Here is an 18,581-nt window from a genome sequence, read left to right on the forward strand (position 1 = left end):
GCAATAGGTTTCATCATGCTCGATAAGGTATTGATTGCAAACCGAGGCGAAATCGCGCTACGTATTTTACGTGCGTGTAAAGAACTCGGTATCAAAACCGTTGCGGTTCACTCTAAAATTGACCGCGACCTACTTCATGTTCGCCTAGCAGACGAATCCATCTGTATCGGACCAAATCCTTCAGCGCAAAGCTATCTGAACATTCCTGCGATCATCAGTGCCGCAGAATTGACAGATACTTCTGGGATTCACCCAGGCTACGGCTTTCTAGCTGAAAACGCAGATTTTGCTGAACAAGTTGAACGCTCCGGCTTCGCCTTCATTGGCCCTAAAGCTGAAACGATTCGCCTTATGGGTGACAAGGTTTCTGCGATTAAAGCTATGAAAGAAGCTGGCGTTCCTACCGTTCCAGGCTCTAACGGCCCAGTGCCAGAAGACCCAGAAGAATGTGTTCGCATCGCTCGTGAAATTGGCTTTCCTGTGATCATTAAAGCTGCTGCTGGCGGTGGTGGTCGTGGTATGCGCGTTGTTCACAACGAAGGCAGCCTACTTAAATCGATCAGTGTCACACAAGCAGAAGCGGGATCTTACTTCGGCGACAGCACGGTTTACATGGAAAAATTCCTACAAAACCCACGTCACGTAGAAGTTCAAGTACTTGCTGATGGCCAGGGTAACGCAGTTCATTTGTATGATCGCGATTGCTCTTTGCAACGTCGTCACCAAAAAGTATTGGAAGAAGCGCCAGCACCAATGCTTGATGAAACATCTCGCCAAGCTTGTCTAAAAGCCTGTGTTGATGCTTGTATCAAGATAAATTACCGCGGCGCAGGTACTTTTGAGTTTTTGTACGAAGATGGTGGCTTTTACTTCATCGAAATGAATACTCGTGTTCAGGTAGAGCATCCAGTTACTGAAATGGTAACCGGTGTTGATATTGTAAAAGAACAGCTTCGTATTGCCAGCGGCATGCCTTTGACTCTTAAACAAGAAGACATCAAGCTAAACGGCCATGCGGTAGAAGCACGAATCAACGCTGAAGATCCAAAAACCTTCATGCCAAGCCCTGGTAAAGTGAACTACTTCCATGCGCCAGGCGGTAACGGTGTACGCGTTGATTCTCACCTTTACAGCGGCTACTCAGTACCACCAACGTACGACTCTATGATTGCAAAAATCATCTGTCATGCACCAGACCGTACTATGGCACTAAAACGCCTTTCTGGTGCATTGGATGAAACCTTCATCGATGGCATCAAGAGCAACATTGACCTGCAAAAAGATCTCACAAACGATGCGAACTTTATTGCTGGTGGCGTTAATATCCATTACTTGGAGAAAAAGCTCGGCTTATAAGAGCTGATGCTTATCCCTAGCGTTCGTAAAGTTCGCTAGGGATCTTCACTTTCTGCTCGCGAACCTTCCCCAGCTTCGTTATTCTATCCCTTGCTTGTTTATTTTTCGGATGTTTGTTTATGCCTTGGCTTCAAATTTGTTTACACACCACACCTGATCATGTTCCTGCCTTTGAAGACACCCTACTAGATTGCGGCGCTATGGTCGTCACCTTTGAAGATGTTCATGATGACCCTGTCTATGAACCAGAACTAAATACAACGCCGCTATGGAAACACACGAAAGTAACAGGATTATTCGAAGCAGATGCCGATGTAGAACACATTCGCCCTGTTATTGAGCACAAAGCCAGCACCTTAGGTGAAGAAACTACGATCGACATAAAAATCGAAATAGTCGAAGACAAAGATTGGGAAAGAGAATGGATGGACAGCTACCATCCAATTCAATTTGGTGAACGCCTATGGGTATGCCCAAGCTGGCGTGAAGTCCCAGACGAAAACGCTATCACCCTTATGCTCGATCCAGGCCTAGCTTTCGGTACTGGCACACACCCAACCACCGCACTCTGCTTACAGTGGTTAGACAGCCTTGACTGTCATAACAAAACCATCATTGATTACGGTTGTGGCTCAGGTATTTTAGGCATTGCTGGACTATTGCTAGGCGCAGATAACATGGTTGGTATCGACATTGACCCACAAGCTGTGCAAGCGACACAAGCCAACGCTGAACGCAACAACATCGACCCTGCGCGCATCGAGGTAAAACTTCCACCTTACGAATCAGATTTACAGGCTGATATCGTTGTCGCTAACATCCTAGCGGGACCTTTAGCACATTTAGCCCCAACTATTACGGCATTAGTGAAAACCGGCGGTCAATTAGCACTATCAGGCATCCTTGCAAACCAAGCACAAGAAGTAATAGACGCATATCAAGAATGGTTTACGATTGAATCTATTACAGAAAAAGAAGAATGGGTTCGCATTGTTGGTATTAAAAACGCCTAAAATCACTAGGTAATCAGTAGAAGTCCAAATAGGAAGGCCGTAACACAATGACCGATAGCTTAATCACTCGCTGTCCCAAATGTTCCACTGCATTTCGTGTAACCGATGATGTATTAAGCATGGCAAAAGGAAAAGTACGTTGCGGTCAATGCTTCCATATTTTTGATGCCAGAGAAGCGGCTAACAAAATAACAACACCACCAGCGCAACCCACCGCAGTAAAAGAACAGATTCTTGAATCGAAAGCGGAGCCTGAACTTAAAAAGCACACACCATTTTCCGAACCAGAGTTAGAGCCAGAGACGAACGATATATCAAAAGGTAACACTCTGCTTTTTACTTCAGCCGACGATGAACCTGTTAGTCCAGAATGGTTACAAACACTGTTCGATGAAGGTGATTTAGCACCGGGCACTCCAGATGACCCTTTGTTTGATACCCCCAAACACACTCATCAACCTCTCGATTCGGACGACTACGACCCAACTGATGCATTACTCATTAACACGAGCAGCACGTCGTCACGCACCAAGCAAAACAATGAATTCAGCAACCATAACAATGAATTCAGCAACCATAACAATAAAAAGGCTTTTTCTAAGCCCCAAAGAAAAGAAAACCAAGCCCAGAAACCAAACGATGCGCAAACAGACCCCGCGCCATGGGAACTAGAACTAGCAGAGGTCGAAGCCGTATTAAATGCAACACCAAGGCAACAGCCAACCAAAAAAGAAACTCTCGAACTTTTCACTGCGAAAAATAAACACGAAGAATTACACGCTAAACCTGAAGCTGAAACCGAACCTGACTACATGGCGGCCTTGCATTCACTTGCCCAGGAAACCTCCCAACAGGACGCTTCCAATAGAATAACCAGCCAACATGTCGCATTAGATCAGCTGACTGGTCAAGAGTATCTTGACCCTTTATTGGGTGAATACGAAAAAGAGCAAAAATCCAACAAACAACCGCGCTCCTTCTTATGGTTTCTAGGGGTTCTGTTTGGCCTATTCGCTCTCGCGACACAAGTGACTGGACATTTCTTTTTACAAGGTAGCCAGTCGGAAAATTTTAGAGTGTTTTATCGAACCTTTTGTACCTATACTGGCTGCACTTTGCCCGTATTTGTTGACATTAACGCCATCAGCATTCAACACGTACGTATCCAAAGCCACCCAACAAAACCGAATGTATTATTAGTTAACGCCATCATGACTAATACCAGTAAGTACGCACAACCCATGCCTAAAATTGCTCTAGAATTCTTTGATCTAAATGGCGCTCCCGTCGCCGCCCGGTTATTCTCTCCTAGAGATTATCTTGATAAAGACTTCTTAGACATTACTTATATGCCGCCTAACACGCCAATTCACTTAGTCATTCCTATTCGAGATCCTGGCGCACGAGCGGTTACACACCAGCTTCGAGTTTTCCCAGCGGGGACTCGTTCTTATTAATTTAGGGTATTTTTGAGCCCGTAATAAAATAAGCACAAAAAATAGCCAATTTTCGTGTTGTCAAGACTTCAAAAATGTCTATCTACTAGGTATTATGCACGCCCGCTCGACATTGTCGCCGATCTTAAACTTTCGATTCAGTATTCAGGAACAGCATGGCTTTTGCTATTGGCTCATATTGCGTTGACAAGCCAGTTATTCTAGCCCCTATGGCAGGTGTAACAGATTTGCCTTTTCGCCGCCTTTGTCATGATCAAGGTGCTGGATTAGTCGTCTCAGAAATGGTGACGTCTGATGTTCGTCTTTGGAACTCGACGAAGAGCCGTCATCGTTTAATTCACGATGCCGAAGTCTCGCCAAGATCCGTGCAAATTGCTGGCGGCGACCCAAAAATGATGGCAGAAGCGGCTCAACAGAATGTTGAACTAGGCGCTCAAATAATTGATATCAATATGGGTTGTCCTGCTAAGAAAGTATGCAATAAAGCAGCAGGGTCAGCGCTGCTAAAAGACGAAGTATTGGTTCGTGAAATATTAGAATCGGTGGTAAATAGTGTCTCTGTTCCTGTTACTTTAAAAATCAGAACAGGATGGAGCCAAGATCAAAAAAATGGTTTAACCATTGCCAAGATGGCAGAAGACATTGGTATCAAAGCATTGGCTGTCCATGGAAGAACACGAGAGTGTAAATTTCAGGGGCAAGCTGAGTACGATACGATTGCCGAGATCAAGCATCATCTTACTATTCCGGTGTTTGCTAACGGTGATATCAGGGATGCAAAAACCGCTAAATTCGTGATGGATTACACGAATGCTGATGGCGTTATGATCGGACGAGCAGCACAAGGACGACCATGGATTTTTCGAGAAATAAATCACTACTTACAAACCAATGAACTGTTAGCACCTCCTTCTCTTTTAGAAGTGCATCAGTTGGTTATCAGTCACGTCAATGCTCTTCACCAGTTTTATGGTGACTATCTGGGCGTGCGCATTGCACGCAAACATGTTGGCTGGTATCTACAAACGTTGGCGGACAACACACAATTTCGTAGCTTGTTTAACCGTATTGATAATACGCAAGAACAGCTCGATCAACTGAACGAATTTTTTGTTTGTCATATGACAAACAAACCTTGTACTTAATAGGCAAAGACTTTATAGCCTCGTCAGATTTATTATCTTTCGTAATCTATGATCTATGCTCATTACTAAATGGTTAGCTTTAAACTAGAAGGTCATTCTGTGGTAGAACAAACTCATACTAAAACGTTTCAAGCGGCTTCTTCAGAGCAGTCACAAACACTACGTGATAACGTTGAAAAAGCACTGCAAAACTACTTCGCTCACTTGGATGGGCAGCCAGTGACTGACTTGTATCAGTTAGTCTTAGCGGAGGTCGAGGCACCTCTTCTAGAGTCTGTCATGAGCTACACAAAAGACAATCAAACAAAGGCGTCAACTATCCTTGGCTTAAACCGAGGAACATTGCGCAAAAAGTTAAAGCAGTACGGCATGCTTTAACCATTGAAAAAAGGGCAATTTCGCCCTTTTTTCGTTTTACCTTCCCCTTGTTTATTTATCGTTAATCAATTGCGAGAACCATGATGGCAAATCACACAACTGTTACTCCAATCAAACGAGCTCTAATCAGCGTTTCTGACAAAACAGGCATTGTCGAATTCGCCCGCGAATTAACCGCTCAGGGCATTGAAATCCTTTCTACTGGTGGCACTTACCGTCTATTACTTGAAAACCAAGTAGCGGCAACGGAAGTATCTGATTACACCGGTTTTCCTGAAATGATGGATGGCCGTGTAAAAACACTGCACCCGAAAGTACATGGCGGCATCCTTGGTCGTCGTGATATCGACGGCGCGATCATGAAAGAACACGGTATCGACGAGATCGATATGGTCGTTGTTAACCTATACCCATTCGAAGCAACAATCGAACGCCCTGATTGCGACCTACCAATGGCGATTGAAAACATCGACATCGGTGGCCCGACTATGGTTCGCTCTGCAGCGAAAAACCATAAAGACGTGGCTATCGTTGTATCACCAGCGAGCTACGATGCGCTACTTGCCTCTCTAAAAGCAGACGGCGGTTTAACGTACGATCAACGTTTCGACCTTGCGGTACAAGCATTTGAACATACGTCTTATTACGACGGTGCTATTGCTAACTTCTTGGGCAAAAAAGTGGAAGGCGGCAGCGAAGATTTCGCTCGCACATTCAACTTGCAGTTCAACAAACAAGAAGAAATGCGTTACGGCGAGAACCCACATCAAAAAGCGGCGTTCTATGTTGAAGCAAATCCAAAAGAAGCCTCCATCAGCACGGCAAAACAAATTCAAGGTAAAGCCTTGTCTTACAACAACATTGCTGACACTGATGCCGCTCTAGAATGCGTTAAAAGCTTCGACAAGCCAGCTTGTGTAATCGTTAAGCACGCCAACCCTTGTGGTGTGGCGACTGGCGAAAACCAATTAGCGGCTTATGAATTAGCCTTCCAAACAGACCCAACGTCTGCGTTTGGTGGCATCATTGCTTTTAACCAAGAATTAGATGCAGCAACCGCTCAAGCGATTGTTGACCGTCAATTCGTTGAAGTGATCATAGCGCCAAGCGTTAGCAAAGCAGCCGCAGACATAGTGGCAACTAAGCAAAACGTACGCGTTCTTGAATGCGGTCAATGGTCACAAGACAAGCCTGCAGCACTAGACTACAAACGCGTTAATGGCGGCCTATTGGTTCAAGACCGTGACGACGGCGCTATCACGCTAGACGACCTAAAAGTTGTGTCTAAGCGTCAACCGAGCGAAGCAGAACTAAAAGATCTATTGTTTGCTTGGAAAGTGGCTAAATTCGTTAAATCTAACGCCATTGTTTACGCAAAAGCAGAACAAACAATCGGTGTGGGCGCTGGCCAAATGAGCCGCGTATACAGTGCAAAAATCGCAGGTATTAAAGCCGCTGACGAAAACCTTGAAGTACCGGGTTCTGTTATGGCCTCTGACGCTTTCTTCCCATTCCGTGATGGCATAGACGCCGCAGCGGCAGCGGGCATTACTGCCGTTATTCAGCCTGGTGGCTCAATGCGTGATGCTGAAGTCATCGCGGCAGCAGACGAAGCCGGCATGGCAATGGTCTTCACTGGCATGCGCCATTTCCGTCACTAATCAACCGCCACTAAACAGCCGTCACGATAACAGTGACACTCTTTAGCGAATAGCCAGTGAGGAGACTCACTGGCTTACAATAGAAAGGATGAAAACATGAAAGTTCTTATTATTGGTAACGGCGGTCGTGAACATGCACTTGCATGGAAAACCGCAGAATCAAGCGATGTCGAAAAAGTCTTTGTTGCACCTGGTAATGCGGGTTCAGCGATGGAAAACAAAGTTGAAAACGTCAATATTGGCGTGACTGATATTGCCGATCTTGTTGCCTTTGCCAAAAAAGAAAACATCGATCTGACCATTGTGGGCCCTGAAGCGCCATTGGTTATTGGTGTGGTAGATGCGTTTGAAAAAGAAGGTCTTGCTATCTTCGGCCCAACCGCTGCCGCAGCACAGCTTGAAGGCTCTAAGGCCTTTACTAAAGACTTTTTAGCTCGCCATAACATCCCAACAGCGGCCTACGGCAACTTCACTGAGATCGAACCTGCGGTTGCTTACATCAAGCAACAAGGCGCTCCGATTGTGGTAAAAGCCGATGGTCTTGCGGCTGGTAAAGGTGTGATTTTGGCTCAAACAGAAGCCGAAGCCATCGAAGCGGTTGAAGACATGCTGCAAGGCAACTCTTTTGGTGATGCGGGCAGCCGTGTGGTCATTGAAGAGTTTCTAACTGGCGAAGAAGCCAGCTTCATTTGTATGGTAGATGGCGAAACTGTATTGCCAATGGCAACCAGCCAAGACCATAAAGCACGTGACAATGGTGACCTTGGACCAAACACTGGCGGCATGGGCGCTTATTCCCCTGCTCCCGTTGTAACACCTGAGATTCATGATCGCATCATGAACGAAGTCATTATGCCAACCGTGAAAGGCATGAACGCTGAAGGCAATCGTTACCGCGGTTTCTTATACGCAGGTGTTATGATTGACGCTGATGGCACACCAAAAACACTGGAATACAATTGCCGTTTTGGTGATCCAGAAACACAACCTATTATGATGCGCTTGCGTTCTGATTTGGCAAAAATGTGTTTGGCTGCCGTCAATGGCCAGCTAGACAGCGTTGAAGCAGATTGGGACCCTCGTGCTAGCCTAGGCGTTGTACTGGCTGCTGGCGGCTACCCTGCTGACTATCCGAAAGGCGATGTTATCTCAGGCTTAAATACGGTCCTTCCAGCGCACCAGAAAGTCTTCCAAGCAGGTACTGCATTGAAAGATGGTAACGTGGTTACTAATGGTGGTCGTGTCCTTTGTGCGGTCTCTCTTGGCGATACCGTTGCCGAAGCACAAGCTGGCGCTTATGACGTCGTAAAAACACTGTCTTGGGATAAAGTGTACTTTCGTACCGACATTGGTCATCGCGCCATTGCCCGTGAACAGAAATAGTCACTCGTTATAAGAAATTGCTAAATAAGCAACGCTGCTGATTTAGCGTTCCTTTTTAAAAACGATTTTCCAAATAAAAAGGCTCGTCATTTTTGACGAGCCTTTTTTTGTTTCTATGTTCCACTCTAATATTGTATTGCTATCAAGGAGTGGCGAGCTGTACGCAATCAATCAATGGCTGCGGATAAACACCTAAAACAACCACGATAATCACTGATATTAATAGTACACATGTACCAGATTTAATAGAGGCACTCTTCGCTTCGATACTTTCTAAACGCTCTTCTACTAGAGAGTTGTCACGAGCCGGCAAAAATACGTTAATGGCTACTTTCAGATAATAATAAAGACCAATAGCACTCCCAATAACCACCGCCGCACTTAACCACCAAAGAGAGGCTTTCATCGCTAATGCAAGCACATAGAACTTACCGATAAAACCAAGCGTCATTGGAATACCCGCTAACGATAACATCATCACGGCCAGAACAATGGCAATCAACGGGCGACGCTTAAATAAGCCACGGTAAGCAGAGATCTCTTCTACATCTTTGCCTTTATAGGGGCTTGATAGCAAACTCACCGCACCAAACGAACCTAAGCTGGCAAATAAATACCCGACTAAATACACACCGGTTGTTTCAATGGCTAATTGGCGATCTTTTATAGCCACTAACACGATTAGCAAATACCCTAAGTGTGCAATCGAGGAGTACCCTAATAATCGCTTAATATTCGTTTGCGACACCGCCATTAAATTACCAAATAGAATGGAAACGAAAGCAATTACACCCAGTACTAATTGTACCGATGGCAAACTTGCTAATGGCGCTTCTAAAAAGATGCGCATTAGCACTGCAAAGATAGCAATCTTACTGCTTGTTGCTAAAAAGGTCGCTACTGGTGCTGGTGCACCTTGGTACACATCAGGCGTCCATAGGTGAAACGGCACCAATGAAAGCTTAAAGCAAATGCCCACTAACAGCATGCCAATACCAACCAATAATAAAGGCTGATGAATCATGCTGTGATTAAGGCTAGCACCGATACCCGCAAAGGATAACGACCCAGTATCGGCGTACAAAAGCGCCATACCAAATAACATAAATGCCGAAGCACCTGCGGATAGCAGCATGTATTTGATCGACGCCTCAAGTGAAGGCTTCTGCTGGAAGACATAGCCCACCAAGCCGAACAACGGCAAGGAGACCAACTCAATTCCTAAGAACAAAGACGCCATATGGTCAGCACACGCTAACAATAGTCCGCCACTGGTAGAAATGAGCACCAGCATATAAAACTCTTCTTTATTATCCTGATGATATTTCAACCAAGAATAACCAAAGACACAAGTTGCTAAGCCGGCCAACAGTACTAAGCCGGAATAAAACAAAGTGAAGCCATCGACACGTAACAACGGCGTAATATGCGTAGGAATATCTTTACCGGCAAAGGATAACGACAAGAATGCCGCAGTAAGCCCTATCAGACTTAGCCAAAGCGTCATACTGTGAGAGCGACGCCAAGCAATAGCCAGCATCACCACAACGACCGAGAAATCAACGATCAGAAGCGGTAATAAAGTGATCAATTGTTGGATACTTATGGTCATGGAAAATTACAGCCCTGTGGTTGATGTACCTGAGATGGATAAAGAAGAAGCCGCCGTATAATAATGCTGGATATTGGCAATTGCAGCGTGCGATGTATCAAGTACGCCTTGCGGATAAACGCCCAACAACACTAAGAGTACGACTAATGAAAGAATCATCGATAGTTCTCTTACCGACATAGACTTCAACGGAGCTTCTGATTTTGCTTCTCCGTAATAAGCTCGGTGCATCATAATCAGTGAATATACGGACGCAAACACCAAACCAAATGTTGAAACAACGGTGATCACCGGAACCACGCTAAAGCTACCAAACAGCATCATAAACTCGCCGACAAAGTTCCCCGTGCCCGGCATACCTAACGACGCCACAGCAAAGAACATAGACAAGCCTGGCATATATCGTAAACGCCCCCAAAGCCCGCCCATTTCCCTCATGTCTCGAGTGCCTAAACGTTCATAAAGCTGACCACAAATGATAAACAAGGCGGCCGCAGATAGACCCAGAGCAATCATGGTGACAACCGCTCCTTGATAGGCAAGTTGGCTGCCAGTATAAATAGCCACCATCACAAAGCCCATGTGGGACACACTGCTGTAGGCAATCAAGCGCTTAATGTCGGTTTGAGCAAAGGCCATCCAAGCGCCGTAAAAAATACCGATCACACCCAACCACATAGCAATGGGTGCAAATTGCGCCGAGGCATGAGGGAAGAATGGCAACACAAAACGCAGTAAACCATAAGCCGCTGTTTTTAGCAGAAGACCCGCTAAATCAACCGAGCCTGCCGTTGGAGATTGGCTATGAGCATCAGGCAACCAGCCATGGAACGGCACTAAAGGCATCTTAACCGCGAACGCAATAAAGAAACCTAGCATCAGCAAGTAAGCTTCGGTATTGCTCATTTTCGTACCAAGAAGATGATTATAATCGAAGGTCCAAACGCCCGTCGTTTGATAATGAACAAAGACCAATCCGATAATCGCCACCAGCATGATCAAGCCGCTAACTTGAGTATAGATAAAGTACTTAATAGCCGTCGCAATACGAGTTCGTTCGTCGGAACCTTTATAGCCCCAAAGTGCGATCAAGAAGAATATCGGTACCAGCATCATCTCCCAGAAGAAGAAGAATAAGAACATATCAATCGCAAGAAATACGCCCATCACACCACCCACAATCCATAACAGATTGAGGTGAAATAATCCCTCACGCTTGTCCACTTCATTCCAAGAACAGACAACAGAAAGTAGGCCTAGAAAGGCGGTTAATACCACCATTAATAATGACAAACCATCCAGTGCAAAATGAATCGAGATCCCAAATCTAGGAATCCATGGCACTATAAATTCAGACTGCCATTGAGGAACACCATGGGGCACTGTTAATGAAAAGTGCCCTTGTCCCCACATCACTAATGATAATAATAACGTCAGCACCATGCTAAGCACGGCTATCCAACGAGGTAACGCTCGGCTAAAGCGTTCGCTCTGCCAACACAACAGACCGCCAATAAAAGGCAGAAGAATGAGCCAAGGTAATAGCATGGCGTTATATGATCCTCTTCAATTGATAACACTCACTTAAGCACATCGGATTAACTCCAAAGCAACAGGCCTAACACGATCACAGCACCCATTCCAAGCGATGCCATATACCAACGAACTTGGCCATTTTCACTTAAAGCAAGTCCTTTATTAAAGCCAATCGCGACAAAACGAAGACTGTCTAACATGGCATTGATTGGGTCTCGGCGCAGCCAATGTGCAATCGCTAAATAAGGACGCACAAATAATTGGTCATACAACCAATCAAAGCCCCAGGCATGAAACCAAAACTTACTCAATAATCGACCAAGGCCAGTATTGGCCACTTTAGTCACCAAACGTCTATTGCCCAACCACAAGAAAGCCGCAATCAAGACACCGGCAATAGCAAAACCACCGGAAATCAACTGCACCATCATGGATTCATGACCTGGCATCGACGGTAATACGTTTTCAAGAGGCTGTTTAATTAACGCGCCCACAAACGTCGATAAAATCATCAATACAATCAGTGGAAGATGATGAGAGATACCTCGACCAGGAGTGGCTTTGATTTGATCTTTGCCGTGAAAAACGATGAAAATCATGCGGAAGGTATACAAGCCCGTTAAGAACGCGCCCACTAAGCCAGCAGTCAATAAATTAATATGGCCGCTTGCCAACGCACCAGACAAAATTTCATCTTTACTGTAGAAGCCAGCAGTGATCACAGGCAACGCAGCCAGTGCGCCCCCACCGACCAAGAAGCAGGCATATACGAGAGGGATATGCTTACGCAAGCCACCCATTTTGAAGATATTCTGCTCATGATGACACGCCACAATAACGGACCCAGCGGAGAGGAATAACAGCGCCTTAAAGAAAGCATGGATCATCAGATGAAAAATCGCAGCATCCCAAGCTTGCACACCCAGCGCCAAGAACATATAACCGATCTGACTCATAGTGGAATAAGCCAACACCCGTTTAATGTCCGTTTGAACCAGTGCCGAAAAGCCTGCAATTAACAGGGTAATTGCCCCGACGATGCCAACTAAATGCAACACTTCTGGTGACAATAAAAATAAGGTGTGAGTACGAGCAATCAGATACACCCCTGCCGTCACCATGGTTGCAGCATGAATTAATGCCGACACAGGTGTTGGGCCTGCCATCGCATCTGCCAACCAAGTTTGTAATGGCAATTGCGCTGATTTACCCACCGCACCACCTAATAACATCAAGGTTGCCCAGAACATAACCGAGGAGCCTACGGCCACTTGAGCGGGAGCGATCGTCGACAGTTGTTGTATATTTAACGTGCCAAATTGCTGATAAAGAATAAACAAAGCAAAGGCCAAAAAGACATCCCCTACTCGCGTAACAATAAAAGCTTTTAACGCGGCGGCACCATTATTACGATCTTTGTAATAAAAGCCGATCAACAAATAACTGCACAGACCAACCCCTTCCCAACCAAGATAAAGCAGCAATAAATTATCGGCCAAGACCAAGATTAACATGCTGGCGATAAACAAGTTAGTGTAGGTAAAGAAGCGAGAGTAACCTTCTTCCCCGCGCATATACCAAGAAGCAAATAGATGAATAAGCGCACCAACACCGGTCACCACACACATCATGGTTAATGATAAACCGTCTAGATGTAATACCGCTTGAACATCAAAATTGCCTTCGTGTATCCATGTCCATAATGGCTGATTAAACGACGTTATTAGCCCTGCGTGCATCTGTGTTAGAAAGTCGATACCCACATAAGCGGTAATTAACGCGGCAAGAACAATAGAGCCCACACCAATTACAGCGGAGGTATTTTCCGACCAGCGACCACGAGAAAAGGCCAGTAATAGAAAACCAATTAAAGGCAAAAGAACCGTTAAATAAAGTAAATTCATCCGCGCATCTCACTCACTGTATCCACGTTCAAAGACTGGTGACGACGATGTAATTGCAACAATAAAGCTAAGCCTATACTCGCTTCAGCCGCGGCCAAACTGATGGCCAAAATATACATCACTTGCCCGTCGGCTTGTTGCCAGAAACTACCAGCGGCTACAAATGCTAACGCGGCCGCATTGATCATAATTTCAAGAGACACCAACATAAAAAGCAAATTACGGCGCACTAATAAACCAGCCAACCCTAAAACGAATAATATCGCCGCAAGAATTAACACATGCGATAATGGAATCATGCATCTTCCTCCATAGAATCAAGGCCCGTTTTATCTCGACCCAAATGGAATGCCACAATTAAGCCAGCCAGTAGCAATAAAGACGCTAATTCAACCGCCAATATATAAGGGCCAAATAAGCTTTCACCGACGCTTTTACCACCAATCAATTGATACTGAATAGCACCATGCTGAAGACTACCGATACCGTAAACCAAGGTAATCAGTAGCAACCCAGAGATCAGACCGGGACCAATCCATAACGAAGGTTTTAACCATTGACGCTCTTGCTTAATCACTTCGCCACCGAGGTTGAGCATCATCACCACAAACACAAATAGCACCATAATGGCGCCTGCATAGACGATGATTTCCAACGCCCCTGCAAAATTGGCTCCCATGGAGAAAAACACCACCGCCACAGACAGTAACGACACAATCAAATACAACAAAGCATGCACTGGGTTAGTGTGACTAATAACGCGAATCGTCGTCACAATCGCAATGAACGCAGCAATATAAAAAACAATATTCACAGCAGAGCTCCTTACGGCATCAAACCTTTAACATTAATAGGTTGTGCTTCATTTTCAGCCGCCCCTTTCGGTTTGCCAGCGATCGACATACCCGCCATTCGATAGAAGTTATAATCAGGGTATTTACCTGGACCTGAAATCAACAAGTCCTCTTTCTCATACACCAAGTCCTGACGATTAAATTCACCCAGTTCAAAATCGGGTGTCAGCTGAATCGCCGTGGTTGGACAGGCTTCTTCACACATGCCACAAAAAATACAGCGTGAAAAATTGATACGAAAAAACTCTGGCATCCAACGACCGTCTTCGTCCTCCGTTTTTTGCAGAGAGATACAGCCAACAGGGCAAGCCACCGCACACAAGTTACAAGCGACACAGCGCTCTTCACCATCAGGGTCTCGAGTCAGCACAATACGACCACGATAACGAGGCGGTACATACACTGGAACTTCTGGGTACATTTGCGTTTCACGCTTCGCAAACGCATGCATACCAATCATCCAAAGGCTGCGCGCTTGTGTGCCGAAACCAACCAGCAAATCTTTTAACGTCATGGTTGTCCCCTAAATTAGTTGTTTTGAATCAGCACAATCGCCGCGGTTATTAGTAGATTGATCAAGGTAATGGGCAGACATATTTTCCAGCCAAAAGACATTACTTGGTCATAACGAGGACGAGGTAAAGCGGCCCTAAGCAAAATAAACATCACCATAAAAAAGGCTGTTTTCAGTGCAAACCACACAACAGGCGGTAAAAAAGGCCCCTGCCAACCACCGAAAAACAGTGTCACTATCAATGCAGAAACCGTCACAATACCGATGTATTCACCGACAAAGAACAAGCCAAATTTCATTCCGGCGTATTCAATGTGGTAACCATCAGCCAATTCTTGCTCCGCTTCTGGTTGATCGAAAGGGTGACGGTGACAAACCGCAATCCCAGCAATGGCGAAGGTTAGAAAACCAAAGAACTGTGGAATAATATTCCACAGATGAGCTTGGTTATTGACAATATCCGTCAGTTGAAATGAACCTGCTTTCGCGACAACTCCCATCAAAGACAAACCAAGAAAAACCTCGTAACTTAGTGTCTGTGCTGAGGCTCGTACGGCACCTAAAAGAGAGTATTTGTTATTACTTGCCCAGCCAGCAAATAACACAGCGTATACACCCAAGCCCGCCATCATCAAAAAGAACAGCACACCAATATTAAGATCCGAAACAATCCAACCCGGACTGACTGGCACAATGGCAAACGCCAGCAGTAAAGAAGTGAACGCGATCAATGGCGCTAGAGTAAAAATAAAGCGATCTGAGAATGGTGGGATCCAATCCTCTTTAAAGAACATCTTGATCATATCTGCGACGAGCTGCAGAGAGCCGCCCCAACCGACTCGGTTAGGGCCATAACGATTTTGAAACAAGCCTAGCAAGCGCCGTTCACCAAAACTCATAAACGCACCACATGCCACCACAACCATCAAAATTGCCAGCGCTTTACCAATGGTAATCAGCGTGGTGATGATCTCAGGTGAAAATATGCTCATGCTCGTTCCTCCTGCAGATTGTCAATCATTTTACCTGCAAGACTCGCTGGCAATCCTTCAGTACCAAGCGGCAAACCAATACTGCCAACTTGTAATTGATCACTAAAAGACACAGGCAGTTGCCATTTCTTTCCACCCCATGTGAAGCACACTTTTGCGTGTTCATGAACGCCCAGTTTTTCGGCATCCATTGGGTGAATTAATAGAGCTACCACTCCGGTACGCTCTTGGATCACTGGACTGCGTTGCGACAATTCATCACTACCAAACAGTCGGTAATTAGCAGCAACCTGCCATTGACCCTCAGTAATTTCAAACGCATTAGGAATGACGCTAAAATACTCACCCTGTGTAGACGCTTTGATTAAGCGCACACCCGGATCGCCATTGCGTAAATGTCCACCCACTTCGTCTTGAAATTTATTCCACGCTTGTGGGGAGTTCCAACCCGGAGCCCAAGCAAAAGCAACTTCGTTACGATCGGCTTGCGGATTGTTATTCCCTTCCATAGAGAAGGCAAAAGGCGAATCTACATCTTGTGGCTGACGAGGTTCATGCACACTGATATCAGCACGCATTGCCGTACGGCCACTATAACGATGTGGTGAACGGGCAAGTTTTTGACCATGGATTCTAAAATCGGCATTCGGTGCAGCATCTATAATCGGAGCTAACTCAGGAACTTCTTGGGCAATTTCTTCGATTAAATTGTCAAAGGTTCCCCAATCTGACGAATGCAGATTTTTTGCTGAATCAACGAGGTGCAACCAACGCCATGCGGCCAATACAATCGTACCTGGTTTGTAATAACTAGGGTCATACACTTGGAAGAACCGTTGCGCACGGCCTTCTAAATTAACAACTGTGCCATCAGCTTCAGCAAAGCTACCAGCAGACAAGACTAAATCTGCGCGTTGTGCCAAGGCCGTATTCTGGTGATCGACAACGATAAGATGTTTTAGCTGTTCCAATGCTTGATCTACACGCTGTGGCGACACACGCTGATACAAATCATTTTCTACAACAATCGCTGTATCTGCGCCGTCTGCGATTGCGGACAAGCCATCATCTAATGTTTTACCGCCCAACATGGCCAATCCCATGCTGTTTACTTCACGAGCCACTAGCGTTAAGCCAACTTCATCGAGACCACGAGATGTCAGTGCTTGTGCAATATTAGCTGCGGCATCTATTAGCGCTATTTCGCCCGCCTGACTGCCTGAAATAATCAGGGGTTTGCGGGACGTTTTTAATGCTAATGCGATAAATTCTGCTTTTTTCTGCAACTCATCACTTAAGCCGGTGACCGCTGGTGCGCTAGGATCAATGGCATGAGCGATAGCAAAACCAAGACGAGCCTGATCTGCCGCTGACGCGCTGTAATGCCAAGCCGTTACATCATCTAACCGAGTACGATCAGTGTGGGTAGTGAAAATAGGATACTTAGCATGCTGACCAATATTTTGAACCGCCGCAATCTGCCATTCTGAAATACGCTGCACTGCAGCCATTTCACGGGCCTTGCCTTTCACTGCTTGTCGAACAGATAACGCAATGCGAGCCGCGGTTTGAGTAATGTCTTCACCTAAAATAACCACGGCATCGTAGGACTCGATGTCTCGCAATGTCGGGGTATGAATGCCTGAGGTATTCAATACTTGCAGCATGCGCTCAAGGCGTTGCTGTTCACCCGCTTCAATTCCGGTAAAAAAGTTTTCTTCGCCCACTAACTTACGTAGGGCAAAGTTGCTTTCTAAACTAGCTCGAGGTGAACCAATACCAATCACACGCTTTGAATCGCTTATCATATCCAGAGCAGACTGAACCGCTTGCTCTGTATTAAGGGTAACGTGCTCGTCACCTTGTTTTTGCAACGGCTTCTTAGGGCGATCATCTAAATTCGTATAACCATAACCAAAACGGCCGCGGTCACAAAGAAAGTACTGATTAACATCACCGTTGAAACGGTTCTCGATACGACGAACTTCGCCATAGCGTTCGCCCGGGCTGGTATTACATCCCACACTACATTGCTGACAAATACTCGGAGCAAATTGCATATCCCACTTACGGTTATATCGCTCCGTATGGGTTTTGTCTGTGAACACACCGGTTGGACACACTTCAACCAGATTGCCAGAAAACTCACTTTCTAATGTTCCTGATTCTGGTCGGCCGAAATAGATATTATTACTCGCGCCATAAACACCAAAATCTTCACCGTCTGCGTAGTCTTTGTAGTAACGAACACAACGGTAACAAGAGATACAGCGGTTCATTTCATGAGAAACAAATGGCCCTAATTCTTGGTTTTCATGGGTGCGTTTGTTAAAGCGATAACGACGTGAGTTATGACCTGTCATCACCGTCATATCTTGTAAATGACAGTTACCGCCCTCTTCACATACCGGACAATCGTGTGGATGGTTTGACATCATCCATTCCACCACGTTTTCTCGAAACGCCTTTGCTTCTTCATCTTCAATCGAGATGTAAGAACCATCGGTCGCTGGTGCCATACACGACATCACCAAACGACCGCGTTTATCATCTGCGTCTTTATATTGCTTTACTGCGCATTGACGACATGCGCCGACACTACCCAATGCTGGATGCCAGCAAAAATAAGGAATATCAAGTCCTAGAGACAAACAAGCCTGCAATAGGTTGTCTGCTCCATTTACCTCGTATTCTTTGTCATCTACATGAATGGTTGCCATAAGTCTTATGCTTCCCACTGGCCCGTCACTATTAGACGGGCATCAAACACAAAAAT

General features: G+C 45.5%; 15 protein-coding genes. 7 read left to right on the forward strand and 8 right to left on the reverse strand.

The genetic code is table 11. The features are described 5' to 3' along the window. The first annotated feature begins 15 nt into the window (after positions 1-15). The 7 genes from accC (at position 16) to purD (ending at position 8,393) form a co-directional block, all read left to right on the forward strand. Entirely contained in the window at positions 16-1,356 is a 1,341-nt protein-coding gene (gene accC / locus V6259_RS10000; RefSeq protein WP_341584414.1) for an acetyl-CoA carboxylase biotin carboxylase subunit, read from the forward strand. Between the two features lie 119 nt (positions 1,357-1,475). Next, positions 1,476-2,369, forward strand: a complete 894-nt coding sequence (gene prmA / locus V6259_RS10005) for a 50S ribosomal protein L11 methyltransferase (RefSeq protein ID WP_341584415.1) — start codon at positions 1,476-1,478, stop codon at positions 2,367-2,369. A gap of 47 nt (positions 2,370-2,416) precedes the next feature. Further along, positions 2,417-3,826, forward strand: a complete 1,410-nt coding sequence (locus V6259_RS10010; protein WP_341584416.1) for a DUF3426 domain-containing protein — start codon at positions 2,417-2,419, stop codon at positions 3,824-3,826. A 155-nt stretch (positions 3,827-3,981) separates the two neighbouring features. Next, positions 3,982-4,971 (forward strand): tRNA dihydrouridine synthase DusB, encoded by a 990-nt coding sequence (gene dusB, locus V6259_RS10015; protein WP_341584417.1) that lies wholly within the window; start codon positions 3,982-3,984, stop codon positions 4,969-4,971. A gap of 99 nt (positions 4,972-5,070) precedes the next feature. Further along, positions 5,071-5,349, forward strand: coding sequence for a DNA-binding transcriptional regulator Fis (gene fis, locus V6259_RS10020; RefSeq protein WP_133011589.1), 279 nt, complete (start codon positions 5,071-5,073; stop codon positions 5,347-5,349). A gap of 83 nt (positions 5,350-5,432) precedes the next feature. Beyond that, entirely contained in the window at positions 5,433-7,010 is a 1,578-nt protein-coding gene (gene purH, locus V6259_RS10025) for a bifunctional phosphoribosylaminoimidazolecarboxamide formyltransferase/IMP cyclohydrolase (RefSeq protein ID WP_133011665.1), read from the forward strand. A 96-nt stretch (positions 7,011-7,106) separates the two neighbouring features. Continuing rightward, positions 7,107-8,393: a phosphoribosylamine--glycine ligase gene (gene purD, locus V6259_RS10030; RefSeq protein WP_341584418.1), complete on the forward strand. Its 1,287-nt coding sequence runs from the start codon at positions 7,107-7,109 to the stop codon at positions 8,391-8,393. A 142-nt stretch (positions 8,394-8,535) separates the two neighbouring features. Here purD and nuoN read toward each other — a convergent pair whose 3' ends face one another. The 8 genes from nuoN to nuoG are packed head-to-tail and all read right to left on the reverse strand — an operon-like array spanning position 8,536 to position 18,525. Beyond that, a complete protein-coding gene (gene nuoN, locus V6259_RS10035; protein WP_341584419.1) occupies positions 8,536-10,005 on the reverse strand; it encodes an NADH-quinone oxidoreductase subunit NuoN in 1,470 nt (489 codons plus the stop codon). 6 nt (positions 10,006-10,011) lie between these two features. Next, the gene (gene nuoM / locus V6259_RS10040) at positions 10,012-11,553 is read right to left on the reverse strand and encodes an NADH-quinone oxidoreductase subunit M (protein ID WP_133011586.1); all 1,542 of its coding nucleotides are present in this window, start codon (positions 11,551-11,553) and stop codon (positions 10,012-10,014) included. A 50-nt stretch (positions 11,554-11,603) separates the two neighbouring features. Continuing rightward, positions 11,604-13,445 (reverse strand): NADH-quinone oxidoreductase subunit L, encoded by a 1,842-nt coding sequence (gene nuoL / locus V6259_RS10045; protein WP_341584420.1) that lies wholly within the window; start codon positions 13,443-13,445, stop codon positions 11,604-11,606. After that, positions 13,442-13,744, reverse strand: a complete 303-nt coding sequence (gene nuoK, locus V6259_RS10050) for an NADH-quinone oxidoreductase subunit NuoK (protein ID WP_133011584.1) — start codon at positions 13,742-13,744, stop codon at positions 13,442-13,444. Before nuoK ends, nuoL begins: the two co-directional genes overlap by 4 nt. Continuing rightward, positions 13,741-14,259 (reverse strand): NADH-quinone oxidoreductase subunit J, encoded by a 519-nt coding sequence (gene nuoJ / locus V6259_RS10055; RefSeq protein WP_133011583.1) that lies wholly within the window; start codon positions 14,257-14,259, stop codon positions 13,741-13,743. The genes nuoK and nuoJ overlap by 4 nt, the downstream gene beginning before the upstream one ends. A gap of 11 nt (positions 14,260-14,270) precedes the next feature. Then, complete coding sequence (gene nuoI / locus V6259_RS10060; RefSeq protein ID WP_133011582.1) at positions 14,271-14,813, reverse strand: NADH-quinone oxidoreductase subunit NuoI; 543 nt, start codon at positions 14,811-14,813, stop codon at positions 14,271-14,273. A 14-nt stretch (positions 14,814-14,827) separates the two neighbouring features. After that, positions 14,828-15,805 carry an NADH-quinone oxidoreductase subunit NuoH gene (gene nuoH, locus V6259_RS10065; protein ID WP_133011581.1) on the reverse strand — a complete coding sequence of 326 codons (978 nt, stop codon included), beginning with the start codon at positions 15,803-15,805 and terminating at the stop codon, positions 14,828-14,830. Then, on the reverse strand, positions 15,802-18,525 hold the full coding sequence (gene nuoG / locus V6259_RS10070) for an NADH-quinone oxidoreductase subunit NuoG (protein WP_341584421.1): 2,724 nt from the start codon (positions 18,523-18,525) through the stop codon (positions 15,802-15,804). The genes nuoH and nuoG overlap by 4 nt, the downstream gene beginning before the upstream one ends. Positions 18,526-18,581: the final 56 nt, after the last annotated feature.

This window comes from Marinomonas sp. TI.3.20 (genome assembly GCF_038155025.1).
Lineage (GTDB): Bacteria > Pseudomonadota > Gammaproteobacteria > Pseudomonadales > Marinomonadaceae > Marinomonas > Marinomonas flavescens.

Excerpts from the sequence above, each read along its gene's own strand:
- accC (WP_341584414.1), top strand. The coding sequence starts at position 16 with ATGCTCGATAAGGTATTGATTGCAAACCGAGGCGAAATCGCGCTACGT.
- prmA (WP_341584415.1), top strand. The coding sequence starts at position 1,476 with ATGCCTTGGCTTCAAATTTGTTTACACACCACACCTGATCATGTTCCT.
- V6259_RS10010 (WP_341584416.1), top strand. The coding sequence starts at position 2,417 with ATGACCGATAGCTTAATCACTCGCTGTCCCAAATGTTCCACTGCATTT.
- dusB (WP_341584417.1), top strand. The coding sequence starts at position 3,982 with ATGGCTTTTGCTATTGGCTCATATTGCGTTGACAAGCCAGTTATTCTA.
- purH (WP_133011665.1), top strand. The coding sequence starts at position 5,433 with ATGGCAAATCACACAACTGTTACTCCAATCAAACGAGCTCTAATCAGC.
- purD (WP_341584418.1), top strand. The coding sequence starts at position 7,107 with ATGAAAGTTCTTATTATTGGTAACGGCGGTCGTGAACATGCACTTGCA.
- nuoN (WP_341584419.1), bottom strand. The coding sequence starts at position 10,005 with ATGACCATAAGTATCCAACAATTGATCACTTTATTACCGCTTCTGATC.
- nuoM (WP_133011586.1), bottom strand. The coding sequence starts at position 11,553 with ATGCTATTACCTTGGCTCATTCTTCTGCCTTTTATTGGCGGTCTGTTG.
- nuoL (WP_341584420.1), bottom strand. The coding sequence starts at position 13,445 with ATGAATTTACTTTATTTAACGGTTCTTTTGCCTTTAATTGGTTTTCTA.
- nuoK (WP_133011584.1), bottom strand. The coding sequence starts at position 13,744 with ATGATTCCATTATCGCATGTGTTAATTCTTGCGGCGATATTATTCGTT.
- nuoI (WP_133011582.1), bottom strand. The coding sequence starts at position 14,813 with ATGACGTTAAAAGATTTGCTGGTTGGTTTCGGCACACAAGCGCGCAGC.
- nuoH (WP_133011581.1), bottom strand. The coding sequence starts at position 15,805 with ATGAGCATATTTTCACCTGAGATCATCACCACGCTGATTACCATTGGT.
- nuoG (WP_341584421.1), bottom strand. The coding sequence starts at position 18,525 with ATGGCAACCATTCATGTAGATGACAAAGAATACGAGGTAAATGGAGCA.